The following is an 18,986-nucleotide window of genomic DNA, read 5'->3' as shown; positions in this document are numbered from 1 at the left end:
TCAAGGGAGGGGAAAATGACCAAGGACCTTTTGAACGCCAAGGACCACTTGAACGTCATGTCGTTCGATCGCCGCCGCGTGCTGCAAGGCATCGCCGGCGGTTTCGTTGCCGCGGGCACGACAACATTGTTCGCGCCGGCCGTGCGCGCGGCCAACAAGCCGATCAAGATCGGTTATGTCTCGCCGAAGAGCGGACCATTGGCGGCCTTCGCCGAAGCCGACGATTTTGTGCTCGGCGAATTCCGAAAGTTCATCAAGGATGGCGTCAAGGTCGGATCGCAGACCTATCCGGTCGAGGTAGTGACCAAGGACAGCCAGTCGAATCCGAACCGTGCCGCCGAAGTCGCCAAGGAGCTGATCACCCGCGACAATGTCAGCCTGATCGTGGTCGGCGCCACGCCCGAGACCAACAACCCCGTGGCGACGCAGTGCGAGCTCGAGCAGGTGCCGTGCATCTCGACCGTCGCGCCGTGGCAGACCAATTTCATCGGCCGCCAGGCCAATCCGGGCGATCCCAAGAGCTGGAAACCGTTCGACTACACCTTCCACTACTTCTGGGGCCTCGAGGACGTGATCGGCGTCTTCACCAGCATGTGGAGCCAGGTCGCGACCAACAAGTCGGTCGGCGCGCTGTTTCCGAACGATGCCGATGGCAACGCCTGGGGCGACACCACGATCGGCTTCCCGCCTGTGATGGCCAAGCAGGGCTTCAAGCTGACCGATCCCGGCCGCTTCCAGAACCTCACCGACGATTTCAGCTCGCAGATCGCAGCGTTTCGTGGCGCCGATGCCGAGATCATCACCGGCGTGATCATCCCGCCCGACTTCACCACGTTCTGGAATCAGGCGCGGCAGAAGGGGCTGAAGCCGAAGGTCGTGTCGGTCGCCAAGGCGTTGCTGTTCCCGGCGTCGGTGCAGGCGCTCGGCAAGGGCGGCAACAACATCTCGACCGAGGTGTGGTGGACGCCGACGCATCCCTACAAGTCGAGCCTCAGCGGCGCCAGCGCGGCCGATCTGGCCAAGGGATATGAGCAGGCCTCCGGCAAGCAATGGACCCAGCCGATCGGCTTCGTGCATTCGCTGTTCGAGGTCGCGATCGATGCGATCAAGCGCTCCAGCGACCCGAGCGATGGTGCGGCGCTAGCGAAGGCGATCGGCGCCACCAAGCTCGATACCATCGTGGGCCAGGTCGCGTTCGGCTCCAGCGCGGTGCCGCCGTTCGCGGCGAAGAACATCGCCAAGACGCCGCTGGTCGGCGGCCAGTGGCGGCTCATCGGCGACAAGTACGACATGGTGATCACGGACAACAAGCTGGCGCCGCAGATCCCGCTCGGCGGCGACATGCAGGCGTTGAGCTAGCAAGCGCGTTCCGGACGAATTGTTCATCGGAGATGCGCGGGCCACCCGCGTATCTCCTCGAAGCAAGTGGATGCGGTGAGCGACCATGCTCGAACTCCATGGCATTTCGAAAAGGTTCGGCGCCATCGTGGTCGCCGACGCGATCGACCTGACGCTCTCCTCTGGCGAGGCGCTGGGCGTGATCGGGCCGAACGGCGCCGGCAAATCGACGCTGTTCAACCTGATCACCGGGCTGCTGCGGCCGGATGCCGGCCGCATCGTGCTCGACGGCGTCGACATCACGGCTCTCTCTCCCGAAGCACGCTGCCGGGCGGGCATCGGGCGCTCGTTCCAGATCCCGCAACCGTTCGATCACCTCTCGGTGTTCGAGAACCTTGCGGTCGCCGCCCAATTCGGTGGCGGCCTGTCGGAGGCCGATGCGGTCCAGCATTGCGGCCGCATGCTTGATCTGACCGGCCTCGAAGCCAAGGCCAATCGGCTCGCCGGCAGCCTGCCGCTGCTCGATCGCAAGCGGCTCGAGCTGGCGCGTGCGCTCGCCACCAAGCCGCGCACGCTGCTGCTCGACGAGATCGCAGGCGGCCTTACCGATGCCGAATGCCATGAACTGGTCGAGACCATCCGCATCATCCACGCCGAAGGTGTCGGCATCATCTGGATCGAGCATGTGGTGCATGCGCTGCTCGCGGTGGTGCAGCGACTGGTCGTGCTGAACTTCGGCAAGATCGTCGCGCAAGGCGTGCCATCAGAGGTGATGCGCTCGCGCGAGGTCGAGACCATCTACATGGGAGTGCCGGCATGACCGCGCTGCTCAATGTTACGGCGCTCGATGCGTTCTATGGCGACTTCCAGGCGCTGTTCGGCATCGACTTCGAGTTGAGCGAGGGCGAGGCGGTCGCGGTGATCGGCGCCAACGGCGCCGGCAAGTCGACCATGTTGAAGTCGCTGGCCGGGCTCGTGAAGAACCGTCCCGATGCGATCCGCCTCGGCGGGCGGGCGATCGGCGATGCGTCCGCCGCCAGCATCGTACGGCTCGGCCTTGCGCTGGTCCCCGAGGGCCGCCAGCTGTTTCCCTCGCTCAGCGTCGAGGAGAACCTCTTGATCGGCGCTTACAGCGGCGAACGCAGCGCGCCCTGGGATCTCGCCTCGGTCTACCGGATGTTCCCGGTGCTGAAGGAGCGGCGGCGCGGCGCCGTCACGGCGCTGTCGGGCGGCCAGCAGCAGATGGTCGCGATCGGCCGCGCGCTGATGTCCAACCCACAGGTGCTGCTATGCGACGAGATCAGCCTCGGCCTCGCGCCGATCGTGGTGGAGGACATCTACCGCATGCTGCCGCAGATCCGTTCCGGCGGCACCGCGGTCGTGCTGGTCGAGCAGGACATCGCCCGCGCGTTGCGGGCCGCCGATCGCTTCTACTGCCTGCAGGAGGGACGGGTGACGCTGAGCGGACGGCCCAAGGATGCGGGTCAGGACACGATCCGCGCAGCCTATTTCGGAGCATGAGGGAGCCATGAGCGGGTTCGATACCATCATCGAGGGCGTGCTGCTGGGCGGCGTCTATGCGCTGTTCGCGCTCGGCCTGTCGCTGATCTTCGGCATCATGCGGCTCGTCAATCTGGCGCATGGCGATCTGATCCTGCTCGCGGCCTATCTGGTGCTCAGCGCCACCATGGCGCTCGGCCTGCCGCTTGCGGCCGCAGCCCTGCTGGTCGTCGCGACAATGTTCGTGCTCGGTTTCGTGCTGCAGCGGCTGGTGCTGGAGCGCGTGCTCGGCGACGACATCCTGCCGCCGCTGCTGGTCACCTTCGGCCTGTCGATCGTGATCCAGAACGGGTTGCTGCTCGGCTACGGCGCGGACAGCCGCCGGTTGCAGGCGGGCGCCTTCGAATCCTCGTCAGTGACGCTGGCACCTGGCCTGAGCGTTGGCCTCGCGCCGCTGACGGCGCTGGTGACGGCGATCGCCGCCGTCGCGCTGCTGCAGCTCATCTTCTATCGCACCTCGCTCGGCCGGGCCTTCCGCGCCACCGCCGACAATCCCGCGATCGCGCAGTTGATGGGCGTCAACGAGCGCAATGTCTACGCGATCGCGGTCGGTCTCTCGCTCGCGGTGTCGGTGATCGCCGCTGTCGTGTTCGGCATCCGCGCCAGCTTCGATCCGTCGATCGGCCCGGCACGGCTGCTCTATGCGTTCGAGGCCGTGATCATCGGCGGCCTTGGCAGCCTGTGGGGGACGCTCGCAGGCGGCATCGTGCTCGGGCTGGCGCAGGCGATCGGGGGGCGGATCAATCCGGAGTGGCAGATCCTGGCCGGCCATCTCGCCTTCCTTGCCGTACTCATGGTGCGGCCGCGCGGTCTCTTCCCGGCGAGGCGGACATGAGCGTCGAAAGCATCCATGTCCCGGCGAGCCGGGAGCAGCTTCCGGCGGATCTGCCGGTGTGGCAAGTTCGGGTCGGCACACGCTTGTCGCGCGGAGCTGCCGTCGTCGGCATCGCGCTGGTGGTGGTGCTTGCCGCACTGCCGGCGATCGCTTCGCGCAATTTGATCCAGGATCTGATCTTCGTCCTCACCATGTTGACGCTGGCGCAGCTCTGGAACGTGCTGGCCGGCTGGGGCGGGCTGGTGTCGGTCGGGCAGCAGGCATTCGTCGGGCTCGGCGCCTATGCGCTGTTTGCCGGCATCGTGATGGCCGGACTCGATCCCGTTGCGGCGATCCCGCTGGCCGGGCTGTTCGCGGCGCTGATCGCGGCGGTGCTCGGCCCGCTGCTGTTCCGATTGGAAGGGCCTTATTTCGCGATCGGCAGCTGGGTTGCCGCCGAAGCGTTGCGGCTGATCTGCGCCCAGTTCAAGTCGCTCGGCGGCGGCACCGGAATGTCGATCTCGCCGAGCGAGCTGTCGCAGATGGTCGGGCTGAAGGCGGTGCAGGGGCTGCTCGGATTGCGGCCGGCGGCCGCGCGCGACGTGCTGGTCTACTGGCTGGCGCTGCTGCTCGCCGTGCTGGTCACGCTCGGCATCTACGCCTTCATCCGCTCGCGCCATGGCCTCGCGCTGGCGGCAAGCCGCGACAACGCAGCGGCGGCGCGCAGCGTCGGCGTGCGCACCGCGCGGATTCGCCATCTGCTGTGGATCGCGGTCGCCTTCGCCACCGGCATGGTCGGCGCAGTGGTCTATCTGCAGAAGGCGCGCATCTCGCCGGACGCGGCCTTCAGCGTCACCGACTGGACCGCCTATGTCATCTTCATCGTCGTGATCGGCGGTGTGCGCACCATCGAAGGCCCGATGGTCGGCGTGCTCCTGCTGTGGGGGCTCGTCACCTATCTCGCCCAGTATGGCAGCCTGTATCTGGTCGTGCTCGGCACGCTCGCCATCCTGATCATGCTGTTCATGCCGCGGGGCGTGTGGGGCGCGGCAGCGCGGCGCTGGCAGGTGCAACTGTTTCCGACCCAGCGTTGGCTCGGCCGCAGCCGGTAGAGCAAGATGATGTCAGGTTGAATTGGTCTTGCGGCGGACTGGCTCACCTCTCCCGCTTGCGGGGGAGGTCGCATCGCATCGAAGATGCGATGCGGGTGGGGGCTCTCTCCGCGATGTGACCCGCGGAGAGAGCCCCCACCCCAACCCTCCCCCGCAAGCGGGAGAGGGAGCGAACCGCCTTTGCGGCGCTATTCGACCTAATCTCATCGCGCTCTAGCGCCAAAGACGTCGGCTGCTCCCTGAGGTCTGCTGTCAGAACATCGTGTTGTTGTTCGCTGGATTTTCCGGAACGGGCTGCACGACGTCCCAATGCTCGACGATCTTGCCGTCCTCGAGCTTGAAGATGTCGACGATGGCATTGCCGCGGGTGCCGGGCTCGCGCACCGCGTGGACGTGCAGGATCACGTAGTCGCCGTCGACGAACGAACGCTTGATCTCGCTGTGCGAGTTCGGAAACTTCTCGCGCAGGAAGCCGATGAACTTGCGGAAGCCTTCGGGACCGTCGGCCGCGCCGGGATTGTGCTGCACATAGCGGTTGCCGACATAGGCGAGCGCCGCGTCGGCGTCCTTCTGGTTCAGCCCCTTCTCGTAGAAGGCCAGCACCGCCTTGCGGTTGGCTTCCTGCTGCGCGTCGCTAGTCGCGGCCATCGCGGCGGAAGATGCGAGCGCGAGGAGGAGAGCCGCGACGGCTGTCCGCGGCCGGAGAAGGGTCTTCATCTTGTGACTCCCGGGGCTGATGGCGCGCGACCCGCGCTGCATGGCGCTCTCTACAGCCTCTATGCCGTGCCCGGAAGAACGCACTCCTAGCTCACATGGTTACCGGCAGATACCAGGGCCCCGTTCCGATTGAACCGGAACGGGGCTCTGGATTCTTGCGTTGACGCGTTTTCTTGACGCGAACCGGTATCCACTTCGCTCGAAAACGCTCTGGCCTCACGCCGCCTTCACTGCCGCCCCATGCGCGTGCTTGTCGATGGCGTCGATGATCTGCGGCCACATCGGGATCGGCAGCGCATGGCCCATGCCCTCGACCATCAGGAGTTTTGCGCCGGGGATCGAGATTGCGGTGTCCTTGCCGCCTTCGGGATGCACCAGCGGATCGACGGTGCCGTGGATCACCAGCGTCGGTGCCTTGACGCTGCGCAGCCGCTCCTTGCGGCTGCCCGAGGCGAGGATGGCGCGGAGCTGGCGGCCGACGCCCTCCGGATTGAGGCCGCGCTCAAAGCTGCGCCGCGCGCGCTCGGGATCGAGCGCCTCATCCTCGGGGAACGAGCCGTTGCGCAGCACCTTCCAGGTCTGGCCGAAGCGCACGAAGTATTCCTCCTTGCTCTTCGGCGGCGGCGCCATCAGCACCGCGGTCGCCTCGCGGGTCGGCCCCGGTATCTTCGGATTGCCCGTGGTCGACATGATCGAGGTCAGCGAGCGCACGCGCTCGGGGAAGGTGATCGCAACCTCCTGCGCGATCATGCCGCCCATCGAGGCGCCGACCAGGTGCGCGGTGCGGATGCCGAGCGCATCCATCAATCCGATCGTGTCCCGCGCCATGTCGGCCAGCCGGTAGGGCGCTGCGACCGGAATCTTCAGGAAGCGCAGCTTGAGCAGCTCGAGGGCGGTCAGCCGCTTGCCGCCGCTCATACGGGAGGACTTGCCGATATCCCTGTTGTCGAACCGGATCACGCGAAAACCGCGCGCAGCAAGCTGGCGACAGAATTCGTCGTCCCAATGGATCATCTGGGCGCCGAGGCCCATGATCAAAAGCAGCGGCTCCGCATTCGCATCGCCAAAAATCTCGTAGCAGATGTCTATGCCGTTGGCGCGGGTTAGTTGCGGCAACTGATGGGCGAGCGTGGTCACGGGCGTCCTCTCCTGGATTCGCGGTCAGGAGCCTGCATGCTGCCACGGTTTGACGCAGCGCAGAAGAGCTTCGACGTCGCCGGGCGCGCCGCACTGTTGACCGATCAGCGGCAACAGTGTCGTATGGCACAAACAAACGGAAGCGCGACAAGCGCTCGGAATTGACGTGCAGGAGGGCCTCATGGCCGACAAGGGCAACGACCCTGCCGTGATCTGGCAGACGATGATTGGCGAGATGGAGAAGGGGTTCAACTCCTTCGGCAACCAGTTGATGAGCTCGCCTGAATTCTCCAAGGTGATGAATCAGGCCGGCAGCGCCGCGGCGGGCGCGCAGAAGCAGCTCGGCGAGATGATGGAGAAATATCTGCTGGCGATGAACCTGCCGAGCCGCGCCCAGCTCGTCGGCATGGCCGAGCGCCTGCAGTCGATGGAGACCCAGCTCAACGAGATCAAGACGCTGCTGCAGCAGGTGCACCACAATTCGCTGGCGCCGGACGACGGCTATGGCGCAACGCCACGGCCGCCGCGCACCAAGCGCCCGCCATCCGAGGGAGGCAGCAAATGAATGCTCCCACCGGGTTTGATTTCGCCTCGATCTCAGAGCGGGTACAGTCCGAGGTGCAACGTGCGATCCAGCGCAGCATCAAGGGCGTCGAGTATTTCTCGAGCTCCGGCCCCGAGCTCGGCTCGACGCCGAAGGACGTGCTGTATTCGCGCGGCACCATGAACCTTTATCACTACCGGCCGCAGGCCGACGAAGTCTATCGCGTGCCGGTCCTGATCGTGATGGCGACCACCAACCGCGGCTACATCCTCGACCTGGTGCCGGGCCAGAGCTTCATCGAGTTCCTGCTCAAGCGCGGGTTCGACGTCTACATGCTGGACTGGACTGCGCCGAAGCCCGAGGAAAAATCGCTGCGCATGGAGGACTACGTCCTCGACTTCATTCCGGAATCGGTCCGCCGGGTGCAGCAGGATTCCGGCGAAAAGGACATCTCCGTGATCGGCTATTGCTTCGGCGGCGTATTGTCGCTGCTCTATGGCTCGATCTTCAACGACGGGCCGATGAAGAATTTGATCTGCTTCACCACGCCGATCGATTTCCGCGAGATGAAGCTGTTCTCGAATTTCGCCGACCGCCGCTATTTCGACGTCGACCGCCTGATCGACAGCACCGGCAACATGCCGCCCGAACTGATCCTGCAATCGTTCGACATGTTGCGGCCGGCCGCGCGCGTGGTCGGCCAGATCCAGCTCTGGGACAACATCTGGAACGACGAGTTCGTCAAGTCGTACCGGATGTTCGACCGCTGGGCGACCGACACGCTGCCGCTCGCCGGCGAATATTTCCGCGCCATCACCAAGGACCTGATGTGGGACAACAAGCTCTACAACGACACCATGACAGTCGGCGGCCGCGCGGCGAAGCTTGCCGACATCAAGGTGCCGATCCTGCACGCGGTCGCCGAGCACGACCACATCGTGCCGTATGACGCGGCAAAGCACCTGATCACCAAGATCGGCTCCGAGGACAAGGAGGAGGTGATGCTGAAAGGCGGTCACGTCTCGCTGGTCGCCGGCGCCAATGCAATCAAGCGGCTGTGGCCGAAACTGGACTCCTGGTTGGGCAAGAGATCGACATGACCGAACAACGTTCCTATCCGCGCCACGTCAAGACCGAGGCCGGCGACATCGAGTTCCGGCTGATGAAGCGGACCGACGAGGCCGCAGTGCTGGCCTTCGCGCAGAAGCTGCCGACGCATGACCTGCTGTTCCTGCCGCGTAACATCAGCCAGCCGAAGGTGCTGTCGGCCTGGATCAACGAGATCGAGCGCGGCGACATCACGAGCCTGCTCGCGATCAAGGACGGCAAGGTGGTCGGCTGCGGCACCCTGGTGCGCGATCCGCATTCCTGGTCGCCGCATGTCGGCGAGATCCGGATGGTGGTGTCGCTCGACGTGCGCGGGCAGGGCGTCGGCCGGGCGCTGTCGCAGGAGACCTTCGCGATCGCGCTCGGCGCCGGGCTGGAGAAGTTCTCGGTGCAGATGACAGTCGACCAGCGGGCGGCGATCGCGCTGTTCGAAAGCCTCGGCTTCAAGGCGGAGGCCCTGCTGCGCGACCATGTCCGCGATGTCGAAGGCAAGACCCATGACATCGTCGTGCTTGGGCACAATGTGGCGCAGGTCCGGGCGCAGATGGAGGCATATGGGGTATCCGAAGCGGTGGCCGGTAATTAGAAACCGTCAATCGCCGGTTCCTTAGGCAATCTGCTCGATCTTCGTCCTGTTCACACGTTCGTGATATCGCGATGCAACATTGATGTTGCAGCGCACCATGGATTGTGACACAACAGCCTTGCCCCGGGCCAATCCGGACGGGGTGAGCCCATAGCTCAAACCTGAGGATGGAGAGACCCCAATGACCACCGAAACCAATTCCGTGCTGAACAGCGTCAAGGAAGCCTTCGCGCCCGTCACCGAGGCGTTCACCAAGCTCCAGAACATGGAAGTTCCGGAAGCCGCCCGTGAGTTCGTGAAGAAGCAGGCCGAGGCCGCCAAGACTCGCGCCGCCGATGCGTATGCCGGCTCCGAGAAGGTGACCAGCGTGATCGAGACCGCCGTTGCCGGTTCGGTGACCGAGGCCGCCAAGATCAGCCGCAACATCCAACAGGCGCTCTACCAGGACGCCGAGGCGTTCTTCGCCGGCATCGACAAGCTCGCTTCCGCCAAGTCGCTGAGCGAAGCTGCCCAGATCCAGTCGGACATGGTCCGTGCGCGTGGCGAGCTGTTCGTCTCGCGGGCGAAGGCCACCACCGAGTATCTCGGCAAGCTCGTCACCGACGGTGCGAAGACCGCGCAGGACAACTTCGCCAAGGTCTACAGCAAGACCGCCTGATCGCGCTTGCACTGACCAACTGCCCTTTTCGAAGGCCCGCCATTTTGCGGGCCTTCTTTTTTTGCCTCACGGTTGTCATCCTGAGGTGCGAGCCGTCTTCGGCGAGCCTCGAAGGATGGCCGCGAGCGCCGGTGCTTGTGGCCATCCTTCGAGGCGCGCAAAGTGCGCGCACCTCAGGATGACGCCTGTACGTGCGGCATCTATGTAAGCTCGCGTCATTCGGACTTCCCATGACCCTTCCCGCCGCCCTCATCGCAACGCCCGTCGATGCCGAACGCGCCGCCGAGCTGCGGCGTGTGAAGTGGCTGGCGACCGGCGTGCTGGCGGCCACCCTCGTCATCTTCATCGCAGCGAAGGCGCTGCTGGGAGTGCATCCCGCCTTCGGCTTCATCGCGGCATTCGCCGAGGCCGCGACCATCGGCGGCCTCGCCGACTGGTATGCCGTCGTTGCCCTGTTCAAGCGGCCGCTGGGGCTGCCGATCCCGCACACCGCGATCATCCAGAGCAACCAGGAGCGCATCGCCGAGAAGCTCGGCGAATTCATCGAGAACAATTTTCTGGAATCCGGCCCCGTAGAGGCCAAGCTGCGCGAGATCGATTTCGGCAGCTTCATCGCGGACTGGCTCCGCGACCGCAAACGTTCGGAGGATCTCGCGCGCTTCGTGCTGCGGATGCTGCCCGAGGCCTTTGCGGCGACCGAGAGCTCGGGCCTGATGCAGTTCATCAGCCGCCGCGTCACGACCCAGGTGCTTTCGATCGACCTCGCGCCGCTTGCGGCCGGCGCGCTGCGCGGCTTCGTGCAGGAGGGCAAGCATGGCGGCCTGCTCGACGACATCCTGCGCGTGCTGCACCAGACGCTGACGCAGCAGGAGACCATGGCCGTGATCCGCGACAAGGTCCGCGCGGAGATGCCGACGCTGCTAAGACTCTATCGCGCCGACAAGTTCGTGGTGAACCGGATCATCGCCTCGGCCACGAAATTCTTCGAGGAGGTGCGCAACGATCCGCAACATCCGTTCCGCGGCGAGTTCGACCGCATGCTGCTGTCGTTCGTCGACCGGCTCGGCAGTGACAAGGCATTCGCCGATCGCATCGACGGCCTCAAGCGCGATCTGATGGCGCGGCCGGAGCTCGCCAACCTCGGGCGCACGATCTGGGCCAACGTCAAGGATTTCATCGAGCGCAGCGCCTCGGGCGAGTCGCAGGTGCTGCAGCATCAGCTGGCGCGAATGTTCGTCGAGGCCGGCGATGCGCTCGACGGCGACGCCGAGCTGCGCGCCGAAATCAACCAGGGCCTGGTCGCGATCCTGCGCTCGGTCGTTGCCGAGCAGAAGAGCGGTGTCTCGACCTTCATCGCCGACCAGATGAAGAGCTGGGACATGGAGCAATTGATCTCGTTGATCGAGGTCAATGTCGGCAAGGACCTGCAATACATCCGCTTCAACGGCTCGCTGATCGGCGGGCTTGCTGGTTTGGCGCTTTACACGCTGGAATATGTGCTGCGGCTGCTGTGACCGATTGGGCACGGAGGTCACTTAAGTTGTGGCAAGTGTGACCTGGGCCGCTTGCACCAAAGTGATCGGTTCCCTAGCTTTTCAAGGTTGATTGTTGCGTTGCGGAACGATTCCGCCGGGTTTGCGTCAATCCTGTTGACCCATTTCCGTTGATTCCATTGCCGGCCGCCAAGACGTCAGGGGGCCGTGCCGAAGAGGAGTTGAAATGTCCGTTGCTGCGCAGACGCTACGCCCGCCGTCCAGGACGCTGATGTTCCTGGAAGGCCGCGCCATTCACGAGCTCGGTGCCTTTCTTGGTGCATTGCCGCTGCTGAGCTTCGCGCCGCGCGGCGATGGGCATCCGGTGCTGGTGCTGCCCGGGCTGATCGCCTCCGACATGTCCACGCGCCCGCTGCGCGACTTCCTTAAGAGCAAGGGCTATGCCGTCAGCGGCTGGCGCCAGGGCCGCAACCTCGGGCTTCGCGCCGGCGTGCAGGACGGGATGGTCGATCTGCTGCAGGAGATGAATGAGACCAGCGGCCGCAAGGTCTCGGTGGTCGGCTGGAGCCTTGGCGGCCTCTATGCGCGCCAGCTCGCCAAGATGATGCCGGAGCGCGTCCGCCAGGTGATCACCCTCGGCAGCCCGTTTGCTGCGGGCCCGAAGGCGACCAACGCGTGGCGCGTCTACGAGATGGCCAGCGGTCGCCGTGCCGACGAAGAGGACCAGCGTTTCGGCGGTTCGCTCGCCAGCGCGCCGCCGGTGCCGACCACCGCGATCTTCAGCCGCACCGACGGCGTCTGCGCCTGGCAGGGCTGCCGCGAGCAGGCTTCGTCGATGACCGACAGCATCGAGGTCGAGAGCAGCCATTGCGGCATGGGCCATCATCCGGCCGTGGTCTACGCGGTCGCCGATCGCCTCGCGCAGAAGGACGGCGAGTGGGCGCCGTTCGATCGCAGCGGCTGGCGCAGCTTCGTCTATCCGGATCCGAACCGGTAACGCTTCTTTCTTGCCTCGCCCCGCTTGCGGGGAGAGGTCGGATCGCATCGCAGATGCGATCCGGGTGAGGGGGAGTCTCCACGAGTCGTTTCTCACGGCATTCGCGTAGCCCGGATGGAGCGCAGCGCAATCCGGGACGGACCTCGCCACGAAACACCCCGGATTTCGCTGCGCTCCATCCGGGCTACGTTTGCGGTGTCATTGTCGTGAATCGACAAAACGCGCTATGCGTTGGGCATGCCACAGCCGCTTGCCCGCATCGTCGATCAGCTGAAGCGCGAGCCGTCGCGCACGGGCTCGATCATCATCACCGTGTTCGGCGATTCCATCGTGCCGCGCGGCGGCTCGGTGTGGCTCGGCACGCTGCTGGAATTCTTCAAGTCGCTCGATATCGACGGCAATGTGGTGCGCACCGCGATGTCGCGGCTGGCCGCCGACGGCTGGCTCGAGCGCAGCAAGGTCGGCCGCAACAGTTTCTACAGCTTGAACGCCAAGGGCCGGCAGACCTTCGACACTGCAACGCGGCACATCTACGATCCGCCGCCGTCGGACTGGACCGGCCGCTTCGAGCTGCTGCTGATCGGCAATGCCGAGGATCGCGACGCCGCGCGCGAGGCGTTGAAGAATGCCGGCTTCGGCAGCCCGCTGCCCGGCGTGTGGGTCGCGCCGTCGGGCGCGCCGATCCCTGATGAGGCGTCGCGCGCGATCCGCCTCGAAGTGTCGGCGGAGGACGACAGCGGGCGCCGGCTGCTCAGCGAGAGCTGGCCACTCGATCGCACCGCCGACGCCTATCTGAAGTTCATGAAGACGTTCGAGCCGCTGCAAGGCTGGATCGTCAGAGGCGATAGGCTGAGCGATGCCGACGCCTTCACCGCGCGCATCCTGCTGATCCATCATTACCGCCGGGTCGTGCTGCGCGATCCGCTGCTGCCGGCACCCTTGCTGCCGAAGGATTGGCCGGGCAGGGCAGCCCGCAAACTCTGCGGCGAGATCTATCGCGGGCTGCTTCCGCCGTCGGAACAATGGCTTGACGACCATGCAACCAATGAGGACGGGCCGCTGCCGAAGCCCAACGGGGCCGTGGCGCGCCGGTTTGAGGGCATCTGAACATATTACAAAAACTTCTTGCATTATAAAATTTGTGTTATATATTCCTGCCTAACAACACACTGGGAGGTCGGCCATGTATACGCAGGCGCTCAATTCATCCGACGGCGACGATCGCGGTGTCGAGGACGTCGCCCGTGCCAGTCAGTTCCAGGCCCGCATCGATGCCGACGAGCGCATCGAGCCGAACGACTGGATGCCTGCCGCCTACCGCAAGACGCTGACCCGGCAGATTTCCCAGCACGCCCATTCAGAAATCGTCGGCATGCTGCCTGAGGGCAACTGGATCACCCGCGCACCGTCGCTGCGCCGCAAGGCCGCGCTGCTCGCCAAGGTGCAGGATGAATGCGGCCACGGGCTCTATCTCTACGCCGCCGCCGAGACGCTCGGCACCTCGCGCGAAGAGCTGGTCGACGGCATGCTCTCGGGCAAGGCGAAATATTCCTCGATCTTCAATTACCCGACGCTGACCTGGGCCGACATCGGCACCATCGGCTGGCTGGTCGATGGCGCCGCGATCATGAACCAGATCCCGCTGTGCCGCTGCTCCTACGGCCCTTATGCGCGCGCGATGATCCGCGTCTGCAAGGAAGAGTCGTTCCATCAGCGCCAGGGTTTTGAGATCATGGTGACGCTGTGCCGCGGCACCGCGGAGCAGAAGGCGATGGCGCAGAACGCGCTCGATCGCTGGTGGTGGCCGGTGCTGATGATGTTCGGCCCGCCGGACCAGGTCAGCCAGCACAGCGACACCTCGACCAAGTGGAAGATCAAGCGCTTCTCCAACGACGAGCTGCGCCAGAAATTCATCGACGCCACCGTGCCGCAGGCCGAGTTCCTCGGACTTACGATTCCCGATCCCGGCATGAAGCAGAACGAGAACGGCAATTGGGAACACAGCCCGATCGACTGGGACGAGTTCAAGCAGGTGCTGGCCGGCAACGGCCCCTGCAACCGCGATCGCCTCGCCGCGCGCCGCAAGGCGCATGAGGAAGGTGCCTGGGTACGCGAGGCCGCGATGGCCTATGCCGAGAAGCGCAAGAGCCGTCAGCTCGCGCAAGCCGCAGAATAAGGGAGCGCTCAAGATGGCCACGCCGAACGTTCCGCTCTGGGAAGTCTTCATCCGCAGCCGTAACGGCCTTGCGCACAAGCATGTCGGTTCGCTCCATGCGGCGGACTCGACGCTCGCGCTGCAGGCCGCGCGCGACATCTACACCCGCCGCGGCGAGGGGCTGTCGATCTGGGTGGTGCCGTCGAATGCGATCACCGCGTCCGATCCGGCCGAGAAGGGCATGATGTTCGAGCCGGCGGAATCCAAGATCTACCGCCACCCGACCTTCTACGACGTCCCCGACGAAGTCGGACATATGTGACTGCGCTTCCGCTCGTCATTGCGAGCGAAGCGAAGCAATCCATCGGACCGCGAAGCGAGAAGCATGCATGGATTGCTTCGTCGCTCCGCTCCTCGCAATGACGGCCCAACAGCGAGTTGAATAGATGGCAACCGCCAACATCGAAGTCTCCGAAACGCCGCTGGTGCTCTACGCACTGCGCCGCGCCGACGACGCGCTGATCCTTGGCCATCGGCTGTCCGAATGGTGCGGCCATGCGCCCGCGATGGAAGAGGACATGGCGCTCGCCAATATGGGCCTCGACCTGCTCGGCCAGGCCCGCGAGCTCTACACTTATGCGGCCAAGGTCGAAGGCAAGGGCAACGACGAGGACAAGTTCGCCTATCTGCGCGACGTCAGGCAGTACCGCAACCTGCTGCTGGTCGAGCAGCCGAACGGCGACTTTGCCCGCACCATGGTGCGGCAGTTCTTCTACGCCGCATTCGCCGATCTCTACTGGCGCGCGATGATGGCCTCGTCCGATCCGACATTCGCCGCGATCGCGGCGAAGTCGGAGAAGGAGAGCGCCTATCATGTCAGGCATTCGTCGGAATGGATCGTCCGTCTCGGCGACGGCACCGAGGAGAGCCACCGCCGCGCGCAGGATGCGATCGACGATCTCTGGGCCTATACCGGCGAGATGTTCGCGGTCGACGACAGCGAGCGCGGCCTGATCGATGCCGGCATCGCGATCGATCCGGCGGTGCTAAAGCCGCGCTGGCTGAAGACCGTCGCCGGCATCGTCAACGAGGCGACGCTGTCGCTGCCATCCGGCAACTGGATGCAGCAGGGCGGCCGCAGTGGCAGCCATAGCGAGCATCTCGGCCATCTCCTCAGCGAGCTGCAATCGATGCAGCGGACCTTTCCGGGGGCAACATGGTGACGGTCGCGCTCAGCGATGCCGATCTGCGCCGGCGCGCTTGGAGCGCGGCTGCGCAGGTGGTCGATCCCGAAATCCCGGTGCTGACGATCGCCGATCTCGGCGTGCTGCGCGATGTCGCGGTCCGCGACGGCCATGTCGAGGTCGCGATCACGCCGACTTATTCCGGCTGTCCGGCGATGAACATGATCGCGCTCGAGATCGAGCTCGCGCTGGAGCGCGAAGGCATTCACCGGCCGAAGGTCCGCACCGTGCTGTCGCCGGCCTGGACCACCGACTGGATGAGCGAGGACGGTCGCCGCAAGCTGAAGGAGTACGGCATCGCGCCGCCGCTGCCGGGCTCCTCGCGCCGCGCGCTGTTCGGCGAGCAACAGGTCGCGTGCCCGCAATGCGGGTCAGGCGAGACCGAACTGCTGTCCGAATTCGGCTCGACCTCCTGCAAGGCGCTGTGGCGTTGCAAGAGCTGCCGTGAACCCTTCGACTACTTCAAGTGTCATTGACCATGTCGACACCGCGATTCCACCGTCTGTCCGTCAGCGATCTGCGCCGCGAGGCGTCGGACGCGATCTCGATGACCTTTGCGATCCCCGACGATCTGCAAGGCGACTACCGCTTCACGCCCGGCCAGTATCTGACCTTGCGCACCACGATGGACGGCGAAGAAGTCCGCCGTTCCTACTCGATCTGCTCCGGCCCCGACGATGGCGAATTACGCATCGCGGTGAAGAAGGTCGATGGCGGCGCCTTCTCGAACTGGGCCGCCGACGAGCTGAAGGCCGGCGACGAGCTCGACGTGATGACGCCGACCGGTCGTTTCGGCGTCGCGCATGCGCCCGGCGAAGCAAGGACCTATGTCGGCTTCGCCGCCGGCAGCGGCATCACGCCGATCCTCTCGATCGTCAAGGGCGTGCTGGCGCGCGAGCCGGACAGCCGCTTCTTCCTGTTCTACGGCAACCGCTCCACCGAAGGCGTCATGTTCCGCGAGGCGCTGGAGGAGCTGAAGGACCGCTTCATGCAGCGGCTGTCGGTGTTCCACGTCATCTCGGGCGAGGAGCAGGACATCCCGATCCTGCACGGCCGGCTCGACGGCGAGAAGGTGCGGGTGCTGCTGCGCTCGCTGGTGCCGGCCGAGACCGTCGATCACGTCTTCGTCTGCGGCCCGGCCGCCATGAGCGAGACGATCGAGGCGACCTGCCGCGAGATCGGCATCGCCGACGAGCGCATCCATGTCGAACGCTTCGTGTCGGAATTCGGCGGCAAGCCGCGCCCGAAGGTCGTCGTTCCCTCCGGCGCGCCGCCGAAGGCGATCGCCGGACTGATCATCGACGGCAAGCGCCGCGAGGTCCCGGTGGCCGACGGCGAGTCGATCCTCGACGCCGCGCTGCGCGCCGGCATGGACCTGCCGTTCGCCTGCAAGGGCGGCATGTGCTCGACCTGCCGCGCCAAGCTGGTCGAAGGCGAGGCGCCGATGGATCTGAATTATTCGCTGGAGCCGTGGGAGCTGAAGGCGGGGTTCATCCTCACCTGCCAGGCCAAGCCGTGCTCCGAGAAGGTCGTGGTCGATTACGACCACGTCTAGGATTGTCGTCATTCCGGGTTCGATGCTGCGCATCGCCCCGGAATGACGGAAGTGGCGTTGACGCCTCGCGCGTCGCGCCCAACACTGACGAGACACCAAGAGGCCCGTCGCAACGGGTCCGCGCACAGGGAGTTCGATGTGAACGTGAAGGCTACGCTATCGCCCGAAGATGTCGCTCGCGCTTGCGCGGACGCGATGTGGAAGGAAGACGACGCCAGCAAGGGCCTCGGCATGGAGCTGGTCGAGATCAAGCCGGGGCAGGCGGTGATGGCGATGACGGTGCTGCCGCACATGGTCAACGGCCAGCGCATCTGCCATGGCGGCTACATCTTCACGCTCGCCGATTCAGCCTTCGCCTTTGCCTGCAACAGCCGCAACGATCGCGCGGTGGCGGCGCAGGGCAACGTCACTTTCATCCGGCCCGGCAAGCTCGGCGACCGTCTGGTGGCGACCGCGCGCGAGATTTCGCGCAGCGGCCGCTCGGGAATCTACGACGTGCGCGTCACCGCCGGCGACAGCGTGATCGCCGAGTTCCGCGGACATTCGCGCGTGATACAAGGCACCTGGCTGCCGGACACGGACATCAAGGCACAATGATTTCGGGGGAAATGTGATGGCAAAGCTCAACGTCAGGGATAGCGGCTATCACGCCGAGCTCGATGCGGCCGAACGCGCCTCGCGCGACGAGATCATGGCGCTGCAGACCAGGCGGCTCGCCTGGTCGCTCAAGCACGCCTATGACAATGTCGCGCATTACAAGAAGAGTTTTGACGCGGCCGGCGTGCACCCCACGGACTTCAAGCAGCTGTCCGATCTCGGAAAATTTCCGTTCACGGTGAAGACCGATCTGCGCGACAATTATCCCTTCAACATGTTCGCGGTGCCGCGCGAACAGCTCGTTCGCGTCCATGCTTCTTCCGGCACGACCGGCAAGCCGATCGTGGTCGGCTACACCAGGAACGACATCGATACCTGGGCGGACGTGATGGCGCGCTCGATCCGCGCCGCCGGCGGCCGCACCGGCATGCTGATGCACAACGCCTACGGCTATGGCCTGTTCACCGGCGGTCTCGGCGCGCATTACGGCGCCGAGCGGCTCGGCTGCACCGTGATCCCGATCTCCGGCGGCATGACCGAGCGGCAGGTGCAGCTCATCAATGATTTCAGGCCCGACATCATCACGGTGACGCCGAGCTACATGCTGGCAATCCTCGATGAATTCAAGCGGCAGGGGCTCGACCCGCGCAAATCGTCGCTGAAGTTCGGCATCTTCGGCGCCGAGCCGTGGACCAACGCGATGCGGGTCGAGATCGAGCAGGCCTTCGACATGGACGCCACCGATATCTACGGCCTCTCGGAGGTGATTGGCCCCGGCGTCGCGCAGGAATGCGTGGAGACGAAGGATGGCCTGCACATCTGGGAAGACCACTTCTATCCCGAGGTGATCGATCCCCTGACCGGCAAGGTGCTGCCCGACGGCGAGAAGGGCGAACTGGTGTTCACCTCGCTGACCAAGGAAGGTTTTCCGATCATCCGCTATCGCACCCGCGACCTGACGCGGCTGTTATTAGGCACGGCGCGGCCGGGCATGCGGCGGATGGAGAAGGTGACCGGCCGCTCCGACGACATGATCATCCTGCGCGGCGTCAACGTGTTTCCGACCCAGATCGAGGAAGCGCTGCTGGCGACCGACTGGTGCGGCGGCCATTTTGTTATAGAACTGACCCGCGAAGGCCGCATGGACGAGATGACGGTGCTCGCCGAAGCCCGGCCCGAGAGCTGGGACGGCGAGGGGCTGACCGCGCACGCCGAGAAGGTCGCGGGTTTCATCAAGAATACGATCGGCATCTCGACCCGCGTCCGCGTCGTCGCGCCCGAGACGCTCGAACGTTCGCTCGGCAAGGCGAAGCGGGTTTACGACAAGCGGCCGAAAGAATAGCCTCTCGCCCGCAATGCTGGAGGGCGCGGG

General features: G+C 65.1%; 21 protein-coding genes. 19 read left to right on the top strand and 2 right to left on the bottom strand.

All coding sequences use genetic code 11. The annotated features are described in order from the left end of the window. Positions 1 to 57 precede the first annotated feature (57 nt). The 5 genes from AAFG07_RS29200 (at position 58) to AAFG07_RS29180 (ending at position 4,824) form a co-directional block, all read left to right on the top strand. Positions 58 to 1,359: an ABC transporter substrate-binding protein gene (locus AAFG07_RS29200; protein WP_342729269.1), complete on the top strand. Its 1,302-nt coding sequence runs from the start codon at positions 58 to 60 to the stop codon at positions 1,357 to 1,359. 85 nt (positions 1,360 to 1,444) lie between these two features. Beyond that, positions 1,445 to 2,158, top strand: a complete 714-nt coding sequence (locus tag AAFG07_RS29195) for an ABC transporter ATP-binding protein (RefSeq protein WP_342723232.1) — start codon at positions 1,445 to 1,447, stop codon at positions 2,156 to 2,158. After that, entirely contained in the window at positions 2,155 to 2,859 is a 705-nt protein-coding gene (locus AAFG07_RS29190) for an ABC transporter ATP-binding protein (RefSeq protein ID WP_342723231.1), read from the top strand. Before AAFG07_RS29195 ends, AAFG07_RS29190 begins: the two co-directional genes overlap by 4 nt. Positions 2,860 to 2,866: 7 nt before the next feature. Beyond that, positions 2,867 to 3,733 (top strand): branched-chain amino acid ABC transporter permease, encoded by an 867-nt coding sequence (locus AAFG07_RS29185; protein ID WP_342723230.1) that lies wholly within the window; start codon positions 2,867 to 2,869, stop codon positions 3,731 to 3,733. Beyond that, positions 3,730 to 4,824: a branched-chain amino acid ABC transporter permease gene (locus AAFG07_RS29180; RefSeq protein ID WP_342723229.1), complete on the top strand. Its 1,095-nt coding sequence runs from the start codon at positions 3,730 to 3,732 to the stop codon at positions 4,822 to 4,824. The genes AAFG07_RS29185 and AAFG07_RS29180 overlap by 4 nt, the downstream gene beginning before the upstream one ends. A 252-nt stretch (positions 4,825 to 5,076) precedes the next feature. Here AAFG07_RS29180 and AAFG07_RS29175 read toward each other — a convergent pair whose 3' ends face one another. Next, positions 5,077 to 5,541 (bottom strand): nuclear transport factor 2 family protein, encoded by a 465-nt coding sequence (locus AAFG07_RS29175; protein ID WP_342723228.1) that lies wholly within the window; start codon positions 5,539 to 5,541, stop codon positions 5,077 to 5,079. A gap of 216 nt (positions 5,542 to 5,757) precedes the next feature. Beyond that, complete coding sequence (locus AAFG07_RS29170) at positions 5,758 to 6,678, bottom strand: alpha/beta hydrolase (protein WP_342723227.1); 921 nt, start codon at positions 6,676 to 6,678, stop codon at positions 5,758 to 5,760. A 181-nt stretch (positions 6,679 to 6,859) separates the two neighbouring features. Between AAFG07_RS29170 and AAFG07_RS29165 the strand changes: the two genes are divergently transcribed. The 14 genes from AAFG07_RS29165 (at position 6,860) to paaK (ending at position 18,956) form a co-directional block, all read left to right on the top strand. Continuing rightward, positions 6,860 to 7,243 (top strand): hypothetical protein, encoded by a 384-nt coding sequence (locus AAFG07_RS29165; RefSeq protein ID WP_342723226.1) that lies wholly within the window; start codon positions 6,860 to 6,862, stop codon positions 7,241 to 7,243. After that, a complete protein-coding gene (locus AAFG07_RS29160) occupies positions 7,240 to 8,322 on the top strand; it encodes an alpha/beta fold hydrolase (protein WP_342723225.1) in 1,083 nt (360 codons plus the stop codon). The genes AAFG07_RS29165 and AAFG07_RS29160 overlap by 4 nt, the downstream gene beginning before the upstream one ends. Further along, positions 8,319 to 8,915 (top strand): GNAT family N-acetyltransferase, encoded by a 597-nt coding sequence (locus tag AAFG07_RS29155; protein WP_342723224.1) that lies wholly within the window; start codon positions 8,319 to 8,321, stop codon positions 8,913 to 8,915. Before AAFG07_RS29160 ends, AAFG07_RS29155 begins: the two co-directional genes overlap by 4 nt. Before the next feature lie 181 nt (positions 8,916 to 9,096). Further along, the gene (locus AAFG07_RS29150; RefSeq protein ID WP_342723223.1) at positions 9,097 to 9,573 is read left to right on the top strand and encodes a phasin; all 477 of its coding nucleotides are present in this window, start codon (positions 9,097 to 9,099) and stop codon (positions 9,571 to 9,573) included. A 230-nt stretch (positions 9,574 to 9,803) separates the two neighbouring features. Further along, positions 9,804 to 11,087: a DUF445 family protein gene (locus AAFG07_RS29145; RefSeq protein ID WP_342723222.1), complete on the top strand. Its 1,284-nt coding sequence runs from the start codon at positions 9,804 to 9,806 to the stop codon at positions 11,085 to 11,087. A gap of 205 nt (positions 11,088 to 11,292) precedes the next feature. Next, a complete protein-coding gene (locus AAFG07_RS29140) occupies positions 11,293 to 12,063 on the top strand; it encodes an alpha/beta hydrolase (protein WP_342723220.1) in 771 nt (256 codons plus the stop codon). Between the two features lie 237 nt (positions 12,064 to 12,300). Further along, positions 12,301 to 13,170 (top strand): phenylacetic acid degradation operon negative regulatory protein PaaX, encoded by an 870-nt coding sequence (gene paaX, locus AAFG07_RS29135; RefSeq protein ID WP_342723219.1) that lies wholly within the window; start codon positions 12,301 to 12,303, stop codon positions 13,168 to 13,170. A 76-nt stretch (positions 13,171 to 13,246) separates the two neighbouring features. Then, positions 13,247 to 14,239 (top strand): 1,2-phenylacetyl-CoA epoxidase subunit PaaA, encoded by a 993-nt coding sequence (gene paaA, locus AAFG07_RS29130; RefSeq protein WP_342723218.1) that lies wholly within the window; start codon positions 13,247 to 13,249, stop codon positions 14,237 to 14,239. Between the two features lie 13 nt (positions 14,240 to 14,252). Further along, positions 14,253 to 14,540 carry a 1,2-phenylacetyl-CoA epoxidase subunit PaaB gene (paaB, locus tag AAFG07_RS29125; RefSeq protein ID WP_342710425.1) on the top strand — a complete coding sequence of 96 codons (288 nt, stop codon included), beginning with the start codon at positions 14,253 to 14,255 and terminating at the stop codon, positions 14,538 to 14,540. 124 nt (positions 14,541 to 14,664) lie between these two features. Beyond that, the gene (paaC, locus tag AAFG07_RS29120) at positions 14,665 to 15,441 is read left to right on the top strand and encodes a 1,2-phenylacetyl-CoA epoxidase subunit PaaC (RefSeq protein ID WP_342723217.1); all 777 of its coding nucleotides are present in this window, start codon (positions 14,665 to 14,667) and stop codon (positions 15,439 to 15,441) included. Next, the gene (gene paaD, locus AAFG07_RS29115) at positions 15,435 to 15,938 is read left to right on the top strand and encodes a 1,2-phenylacetyl-CoA epoxidase subunit PaaD (RefSeq protein WP_342723216.1); all 504 of its coding nucleotides are present in this window, start codon (positions 15,435 to 15,437) and stop codon (positions 15,936 to 15,938) included. The genes paaC and paaD overlap by 7 nt, the downstream gene beginning before the upstream one ends. 2 nt (positions 15,939 to 15,940) lie before the next feature. Beyond that, positions 15,941 to 17,017 carry a 1,2-phenylacetyl-CoA epoxidase subunit PaaE gene (gene paaE, locus AAFG07_RS29110; RefSeq protein WP_342723215.1) on the top strand — a complete coding sequence of 359 codons (1,077 nt, stop codon included), beginning with the start codon at positions 15,941 to 15,943 and terminating at the stop codon, positions 17,015 to 17,017. A gap of 138 nt (positions 17,018 to 17,155) precedes the next feature. Next, positions 17,156 to 17,614 carry a hydroxyphenylacetyl-CoA thioesterase PaaI gene (paaI, locus tag AAFG07_RS29105; protein ID WP_342723214.1) on the top strand — a complete coding sequence of 153 codons (459 nt, stop codon included), beginning with the start codon at positions 17,156 to 17,158 and terminating at the stop codon, positions 17,612 to 17,614. A gap of 16 nt (positions 17,615 to 17,630) precedes the next feature. Next, positions 17,631 to 18,956, top strand: a complete 1,326-nt coding sequence (gene paaK, locus AAFG07_RS29100; protein WP_342723213.1) for a phenylacetate--CoA ligase PaaK — start codon at positions 17,631 to 17,633, stop codon at positions 18,954 to 18,956. Positions 18,957 to 18,986 lie beyond the last annotated feature (30 nt).

This window comes from Bradyrhizobium sp. B097 (genome assembly GCF_038957035.1).
GTDB lineage: Bacteria > Pseudomonadota > Alphaproteobacteria > Rhizobiales > Xanthobacteraceae > Bradyrhizobium.
The sequence above is the reverse complement of the archived record's forward strand: the minus strand, read 5'-3'. Positions and strand labels throughout refer to the sequence as shown.

Coding starts and splice junctions, on each gene's coding strand:
- AAFG07_RS29155 (WP_342723224.1), top strand. CDS start 8,319: ATGACCGAACAACGTTCCTATCCGCGCCACGTCAAGACCGAGGCCGGC.
- AAFG07_RS29200 (WP_342729269.1), top strand. CDS start 58: ATGTCGTTCGATCGCCGCCGCGTGCTGCAAGGCATCGCCGGCGGTTTC.
- AAFG07_RS29175 (WP_342723228.1), bottom strand. CDS start 5,541: ATGAAGACCCTTCTCCGGCCGCGGACAGCCGTCGCGGCTCTCCTCCTC.
- AAFG07_RS29195 (WP_342723232.1), top strand. CDS start 1,445: ATGCTCGAACTCCATGGCATTTCGAAAAGGTTCGGCGCCATCGTGGTC.
- paaD (WP_342723216.1), top strand. CDS start 15,435: ATGGTGACGGTCGCGCTCAGCGATGCCGATCTGCGCCGGCGCGCTTGG.
- paaA (WP_342723218.1), top strand. CDS start 13,247: ATGTATACGCAGGCGCTCAATTCATCCGACGGCGACGATCGCGGTGTC.
- AAFG07_RS29140 (WP_342723220.1), top strand. CDS start 11,293: ATGTCCGTTGCTGCGCAGACGCTACGCCCGCCGTCCAGGACGCTGATG.
- AAFG07_RS29150 (WP_342723223.1), top strand. CDS start 9,097: ATGACCACCGAAACCAATTCCGTGCTGAACAGCGTCAAGGAAGCCTTC.
- paaC (WP_342723217.1), top strand. CDS start 14,665: ATGGCAACCGCCAACATCGAAGTCTCCGAAACGCCGCTGGTGCTCTAC.
- AAFG07_RS29160 (WP_342723225.1), top strand. CDS start 7,240: ATGAATGCTCCCACCGGGTTTGATTTCGCCTCGATCTCAGAGCGGGTA.
- paaB (WP_342710425.1), top strand. CDS start 14,253: ATGGCCACGCCGAACGTTCCGCTCTGGGAAGTCTTCATCCGCAGCCGT.
- AAFG07_RS29190 (WP_342723231.1), top strand. CDS start 2,155: ATGACCGCGCTGCTCAATGTTACGGCGCTCGATGCGTTCTATGGCGAC.
- AAFG07_RS29180 (WP_342723229.1), top strand. CDS start 3,730: ATGAGCGTCGAAAGCATCCATGTCCCGGCGAGCCGGGAGCAGCTTCCG.
- AAFG07_RS29165 (WP_342723226.1), top strand. CDS start 6,860: ATGGCCGACAAGGGCAACGACCCTGCCGTGATCTGGCAGACGATGATT.
- paaK (WP_342723213.1), top strand. CDS start 17,631: ATGGCAAAGCTCAACGTCAGGGATAGCGGCTATCACGCCGAGCTCGAT.
- paaE (WP_342723215.1), top strand. CDS start 15,941: ATGTCGACACCGCGATTCCACCGTCTGTCCGTCAGCGATCTGCGCCGC.
- AAFG07_RS29185 (WP_342723230.1), top strand. CDS start 2,867: ATGAGCGGGTTCGATACCATCATCGAGGGCGTGCTGCTGGGCGGCGTC.
- AAFG07_RS29145 (WP_342723222.1), top strand. CDS start 9,804: ATGACCCTTCCCGCCGCCCTCATCGCAACGCCCGTCGATGCCGAACGC.
- paaX (WP_342723219.1), top strand. CDS start 12,301: ATGCCACAGCCGCTTGCCCGCATCGTCGATCAGCTGAAGCGCGAGCCG.